Origin of the sequence: Fibrobacter sp. UBA4309, from assembly GCF_002395745.1 — a bacterium.
In the GTDB taxonomy this organism is placed as follows: Bacteria; Fibrobacterota; Fibrobacteria; order Fibrobacterales; family Fibrobacteraceae; genus Fibrobacter.
The window spans coordinates 21,733-27,874 of the sequence record NZ_DGUN01000042.1 but is presented as its reverse complement, the minus strand read 5'-3'; the positions used below and the strand labels follow the sequence as shown (position 1 = coordinate 27,874).

The 6,142-nt window shown below is 55.2% G+C and carries 5 protein-coding genes; 1 reads left to right on the top strand and 4 read right to left on the bottom strand.

Going from position 1 to position 6,142, the window contains the following annotated elements; all coding sequences use genetic code 11:
• Window positions 1-826, bottom strand: an 826-nt coding sequence (locus tag B3M32_RS04670) for an aconitase family protein (RefSeq protein ID WP_290743899.1), incomplete at its 3' end; no start/stop codon positions are given.
• A 173-nt stretch (window positions 827-999) separates the two neighbouring features.
• Between B3M32_RS04670 and B3M32_RS04665 the strand changes: the two genes are divergently transcribed.
• The gene (locus tag B3M32_RS04665; RefSeq protein ID WP_290743897.1) at window positions 1,000-3,336 is read left to right on the top strand and encodes a glycoside hydrolase family 5 protein; all 2,337 of its coding nucleotides are present in this window, start codon (window positions 1,000-1,002) and stop codon (window positions 3,334-3,336) included.
• A gap of 70 nt (window positions 3,337-3,406) precedes the next feature.
• On the opposite strand, the gene B3M32_RS04660 is transcribed toward B3M32_RS04665, so the two are convergent.
• From B3M32_RS04660 to B3M32_RS04650, 3 genes are all read right to left on the bottom strand, one after another.
• The gene (locus B3M32_RS04660) at window positions 3,407-3,856 is read right to left on the bottom strand and encodes a hypothetical protein (RefSeq protein ID WP_290743896.1); all 450 of its coding nucleotides are present in this window, start codon (window positions 3,854-3,856) and stop codon (window positions 3,407-3,409) included.
• 227 nt (window positions 3,857-4,083) lie between these two features.
• Window positions 4,084-5,595 (bottom strand): M23 family metallopeptidase, encoded by a 1,512-nt coding sequence (locus B3M32_RS04655; protein WP_290743895.1) that lies wholly within the window; start codon window positions 5,593-5,595, stop codon window positions 4,084-4,086.
• A gap of 6 nt (window positions 5,596-5,601) precedes the next feature.
• Complete coding sequence (locus tag B3M32_RS04650) at window positions 5,602-6,012, bottom strand: hypothetical protein (protein ID WP_290743894.1); 411 nt, start codon at window positions 6,010-6,012, stop codon at window positions 5,602-5,604.
• Between the last annotated feature and the right edge of the window lie 130 nt (window positions 6,013-6,142).

Sequence of the window (6,142 nt, the reverse complement as noted above, 5' to 3'; positions counted from 1 at the left end):
CAAACTGGGCGTCGGCGTCGGTAGCGACGGACTTCCAGTAAGCAACGGCTTCGTCCCACTTGTCGGCCTTCGGGGCGTACGGACGGCCCTTGAGGTATTCGAATGTCTTTTCGTCTGGGTTGCAGTAACCGACGCGGGCGCCACCTTCGATAGCCATGTTGCAGACCGTCATACGGCCTTCCATGCCCATTTCTTCGATGACCGGACCGGCAAATTCGTAAGCGTAGCCAACGCCACCGTTCACGCCGAGCTTTGCGATGTAGGCGAGGGCCACGTCCTTGGCGGTCACACCCGGCTTGAGCTTGCCGGTGAACTTGATGCGGCGAGTCTTGAGCGGGCTCATGGCGAGCGTCTGGGTGGCGAGAACGTCTGCCACCTGGCTGGTACCGATACCGAATGCGATAGCACCGAATGCGCCGTGGGTTGCCGTATGGGAGTCACCGCAAGCAACAGTCATACCCGGCTGGGTCACGCCTTCTTCGGGGCCCACGATGTGGATCACGCCCTGTTCGGCGGTGGCGGGGCCAAAGAACTTGATGCCGTTGTTCTTGGTGTTGTTTTCGATATGGGAGAACATCTCTTCGGAAATGCCGTCCTTGAGCGGGCGGTTACGTTCCGGGAAGGTGGTCGGGATAATGTGGTCGACCGTGGCGAACGTGCGTTCGGGGAACAGAACCTTCTGGCCTTCTTCACGGAGCTGCGCAAAAGCCTGCGGGCTCGTGACTTCGTGGCAGAGGTGGAGCCCGATAAAGAGCTGGCACTGGCCGCTCGGGAGCTTTGCTACCGTGTGGCTTTCAAAAATCTTCTGATAGAGTGATTTTCCCATAGTTTTGTCTCTTTTTTATGCCTTTTCGATTTATTCTCCAAGGCTGATTAATTGCGGGCTCAAATATAGCAATTCTGGGTAGGTGCGGGTTACAGCCGTAAACATTTTTGTAAGTTCTAGGGGAGCTTTACGGTCATCCACAATCTATTTTATGGAAAAAACGGGGGCCCTCCATGAAAAGATCTTTTTCCATTATGCTTGCCACCATTCTTCCCTTGGCCTTTTGGGGCTGTTCCGGCGATTCCTCGTCGGAATCGACTGCCGAAGTCGTAGACGTCAGCGATATAGAAGAACCTGGCGTAGATTCCGGGGAAGATGCTGGAGAGGGCTCCGGACAGGAATCTTCCGGCGGGAACGAATCCGGAAAGGACTCCGGACCTTCCCAGGACAAGAATGCGTCTTATGCGGGCTTTGCCGAAGCGGGACCGTTCCTGGCTGGCGGTACGGTATCCATGGTGGCGGTAGACGCCTCTACGCTTGATTCCGCCGGTGCGTCGATCAAGACCACGATTGCATCGAATCGCGGCGATTTCGCTTTTTCCCAGACAGTTGAATCCGATTACGCGTCCGTCACGGCATCGGGCAGGTTCTTCCATTTTGCCAACAACGATACGGTTTCGAGCCTCACGCTGAACGCCTATGCGAATATCAAGAGCGGTTCCAACGTGAACGTGTTGACGCACCTGGAATATGCTCGCGTCCGCAAGCTGGTCGACGACGGTTCCTCTTTTGCCGAGGCGAAGTCCAAGGCCGAGAAAGAAGTCCTTTCTGCATTCCATGCCCTCGCGGATTCCACCCGTTTCGAAAGCGTTTCGCTGGCTTCGTCCGGCGTTGCCGCGCAGAACCTGCTCGCGGTCACGGCCATTTTGCTCGGGGAACGCAGCGGAGAAGCGATTACGACCCTGCTGAATTCTGTCGCGAAAGATATTGCTGACAATGGCAAGTGGGACGACGATTCGCTGAAGGCCGCCCTGGCCGACGAGGCGTATTCCATGTCGGTCGACTATCTCGCCAATGTCATATCGGGAAGGCTGGGCGTAGATGCGGTCGAGATGTTCGAACCCGTCGTGATGGAATTCTGGGCGAACGAGTACGGTATCGGTTCGTGCACCGACAGTGTCGATGGCGTGATGAAACAGAACACCAACAAGAGTAGCAAGAACTACGAGAGGTATTTCAAGTGCGGCAACAAGGGCTGGCTCGTGATGTCCGAAGCGCTTGTCAAGAGCATGGAACTTTCCAAGGTGTTCGGTGAATGCGACGATAAGTCGGCAGGGAGCATCAAGGAAGATACGAATTCAGACAGCTATATCTGCCATAAGGACATCTGGCGCCTCGCGACGGAAGCCGAGCTCGAAAGCAAGGCCGTATCCGATGCCAAGGGCGCCTGCACCGCCGAGAACAATTCGTCTGTCGTGCAGTTCAATTCCGCATACTTTGTCTGTAGTTCCAAGACATGGAAGAAACTGGCGCGAACCCCGATTGATTACAGCAAGGGCCGCAAGATGAACGAACGTCTCGGTCGCGGTATCAACCTCGGCAATGCCTGGGAATCCGCGGGTACGGGCGCTTCTGCCGACTGCGGCTGGAACAACTGCATCGAGGACGGTTACTTCAAGATCGTAAAGGACGCCGGATTCAATTCCGTGCGCCTCCCGGTAAGATGGCCCGCCGATGCCGGGCGTAGCGAACCCTATACGCTCGATGCAGGCAGGCTGTCGGGAGTCAAGGCCGATATTAATCTCGCCATCGCTCAGGGACTTGCCGTAATCGTCAATATCCACCATTACATGGAGATGAACAACGCCGCCGCGAACTACAAGAAGTCCAAGGACAACTACGAGAAAGAAAAGGCCCGCATGATGGGTATCTGGAAACAGGTGGCCAAGGAACTTGACAGCTATCCCGACAGCCTGCTCGTCTTGGAAATCTTCAACGAGCCGCACGACATGGACATGGCGCAGCTGAACGACTTCATGATGGCCGCCTACAAGGTTATCCGCGAGAATGCCCCGGGCAAGACGATCATGTTCGAATCCAACGGCTATTCCAAATTTGCGCAAATCAAGAACCTGACGATGCCCGAAGACGGCAACGTAATCGTGAGCGGTCACTACTACGAACCGTATACCATTACGCACCAGGGCCACGGCTACGACTGCAATAACTCCCTGAGCGGCTGGACTTCGTCCGTTGTCACGTCGCATTTCGGCGATTACGTGCAGGGCGTCATGGAGACGTTCCCTGATGTGAACGGAGGCTATATCCCGATGAACATGGGCGAGTTTGGCGTGTCGGGCCAGAACGGCTCCAGCTGCGGCGGGAACGGTGTATCGGATGAACTTCGTGCGAAGTGGACCGACGCGGTGATTGCCGAGGCCGAGAAGTACGGCATGTCGTGGCACTACTGGGGGTTTGTCGGTGTGGGCGGCTTCGAGGCCTACGACAAGTGGGCTGGCAAGTGGTATCCGGAACTCCTGGCCGTATTCGACAAGTACATCAAGAAATAGCGGCCAAGTCCTGCGAAGGCAAATGAAAAACCCCGGTTAAATGACCGGGGTTTTTCAAATCTGCAGAAGACTAGTACTGTTCGAGCTGAGTGTCGAACTTGTACTTTTCCTTGTAGTAGCTGATCATCTCGTCGCTGCTGGTGAAGGCGCCGCTGCGGAGGGCTTCGCGGACTTCGGGATCGGTGCGCATCATCTTGCGGATTTCAACGTCGATGTCCTTGAAGAAAAGATCGTTGCTGGCCATGGCCACATGGTTCTGGTTGAAGTCCAGGTGATAGCGGCGTTCGAGCATCTGGAAAAGTTCAGACTGGCAGGCGTTCTCGGGCGGCTTGCGGTTGGCAATCGGGAGATAGCACTTCTGGATGTAGGCCTGCTTCATTTCCACAATCATGTTGTCGATGGCGGGGATGTTGTGGTCGGAATCGTGGTCGGCGAGTTCGGCCTTGGGGGTCTTGACGCCGGAGCATCCGGTAACGAGTGCGGCCGCGATTGTGAGGGAAGCGATTAAGCCAAATTTCATTTTTATCTCCAAAAAAATTAACCTTTCTTTTTGTTCCCATCCCACGTCACAAAGTTATTTATTTGTGGATAAGTTTGCGATGCCAATCGTGTAATTTTTGGTTAACAAAAGGGTCGAAAAAGCGTTTTTTTCGCTCAAAAAAAAAGATTTGTGATGTGTGTCACGAAGGGGGTGTGTCAGAGAACACTAGGGGAACAGTTCGTTTGTCCGGGACGGCTTTTTGCCGGTTACGGGAGAGTCTGTTTGAACCTGTAGAACCAGCTGATCGGATTTATTACTTTGTACCTAACGTTGCCGATTCTCTTGGGTCCGTTCTTGTCGATGATTCCGGTAACGATATGGGCATGCGGTCCCGTGGTGTGCCCTGTTGTGCCGACGGTGGCGATGGGGTCGCCCGGCATGACTTCCTGTCCGTCCAGGTACAGGAGCTGGTCGCAGTGCATGAAGATGACAACATCCTTTGCGCGTACGAGACCGATGATGATGCCGCCGCGTTCATCCTTGCTGGTCCAGGCCTTGGCTGCAAAGGGGGCGAGGATGCGTGCTCCCTGGCGGCTTGCCAGGTCGATGCCGTTATGCTGGCGCTGGTTTGCCGTGGCGTACTCGTGGTAGAATTCGGTGATGTAGGCGACGCTGTCCGAAACAATCGATGTCCAGTATTTCCATGCGGCGCCGATGGAATCGGCCGAGGCGCGGCTCAGGTTCTCGGGACGGGAGAACTTGACGATAGTGCCCGCGGGCGGATAGATGAGGTTGTTCTTTTCCCAGGCCTTGTAACGGTACCCGTTGTCCTCCATGGTCTCGTCGATGTACTGCTTGACCATCCTGTCCGTCGTGATGACGGCGTTGAATCTGCCGATGGCGTAGCGCGCGATCCTCTGCAGCGTCTCGTTGCCGTCGAAGGTGAACGTGAACGAGGGCGCTACGGAAAGCTTGCTGATTTCCGAGGCGCGGTCGCGCATGTTCGAAACGTCCATCTCCACCTTGGAGGGGATGACGAACGGGATGGCGATGACGGCTATGAGGAACAGCAGGAAGAAACTCACGAAAAGTTTCGGGAGGCCGTCCAGCGGATTCTTCTTGAGGATTTCTGCCATGCAGAGCAGCGTGTAGGCCTTCGCCAGTTTGTCCGTATCCTTTTTCCAGTCGAGGTTGCGGAATTCCTTGCAGCCCGAAAAGCTTCGCTTGACGGCCTTGAAGCATTTCGGGTAGATTTTTTTGTCGGGCTTGCCCTGGAGCAGCCAAAGAATGGGCGTCTTCTGCAGTACCGGCGAATCCTCGACGTATATGGAAGCCGCCTTGACATCGGTTCCGGCGATGATGACGGCGCGCGCGATATCGAAGACGTGCATGTTGGCGATCTTGGGTTCGTCGCCGGGAAGGAGCGCCACCGTGTGGGGGATGCTCTTCTTGATTAGCTGCAGGTTGTAGTAGAACTTGCGGAAGTCTTCTTCGCTGTCGATGTCGGAGGCGACACCGCCGAAAGTGAATCCCTGGCGGCTTTCATCGTTCAGGATGGCCAGTTCTTCTTCGGAAAGGTGCTTCTGGAAAAGCGTGGCCAGGGTAATGCCCGTGTCGCTATCGCGCTTGCCCGTAAAATCGAACAGAACGAAACGCGCGCCAGCGTTCATGGCCAGCGCGAATTTCTCCAGGGCCTCGTAATCGCTCTCTTCGCCGGGGAAAGCGAAGAACGTCAATTCGCCTTGGTTGTACAGGTAGTTGAGTACCTTCCGCTGCATAAATGATTATGCCTTCGCGGAACCTCTCGGGTAGGAGAACCCTGCAGGGGGAGCGGCCACGAACTTGTCGATCTGGAGATAGAGTTCTTCGGCGCTGGCGTTCGGGTTGAAATAGATTTCCTGGTTCCTGTTCTGGCTGCGGCCCTTGAGCGGTTCGCTCTTGCGGGTACGGCTGACGACGCCGAGCGGGAGCACTTCGAGGAGGGGGAGGAGTCCGAAATAGCGGAAGAGGCTGAAGTTCTTCTGCCAGGTGGCGCGTTCGGCCAGGATGGCGAAGGTGCCTTCGAAAATGGACTTGGACTGGAGCAGATCGTCGCTAGTCATGGTCACCAGCTCGTGGTTGGTGGGGAAGTTGTTCACGAAGTTGACCATGTCGCCCTTGAGGTAGTTGGCGTCGCAGAGGAATACGAATTTCATAGTTTTTCCTTTGTTTTGATGCTTTTAGACGCAAAATAGCCTTTTTGATTGCGTTTGTCACGCTTTTGGGGACCCTCTTTTCCTGGCCGGACGGAAAAATGCACGATTTTACAAAAATTTTACATTTCGA

Coding starts and splice junctions, on each gene's coding strand:
- B3M32_RS04650 (WP_290743894.1), bottom strand. CDS start 6,012: ATGAAATTCGTATTCCTCTGCGACGCCAACTACCTCAAGGGCGACATG.
- B3M32_RS04660 (WP_290743896.1), bottom strand. CDS start 3,856: ATGAAATTTGGCTTAATCGCTTCCCTCACAATCGCGGCCGCACTCGTT.
- B3M32_RS04655 (WP_290743895.1), bottom strand. CDS start 5,595: ATGCAGCGGAAGGTACTCAACTACCTGTACAACCAAGGCGAATTGACG.
- B3M32_RS04665 (WP_290743897.1), top strand. CDS start 1,000: ATGAAAAGATCTTTTTCCATTATGCTTGCCACCATTCTTCCCTTGGCC.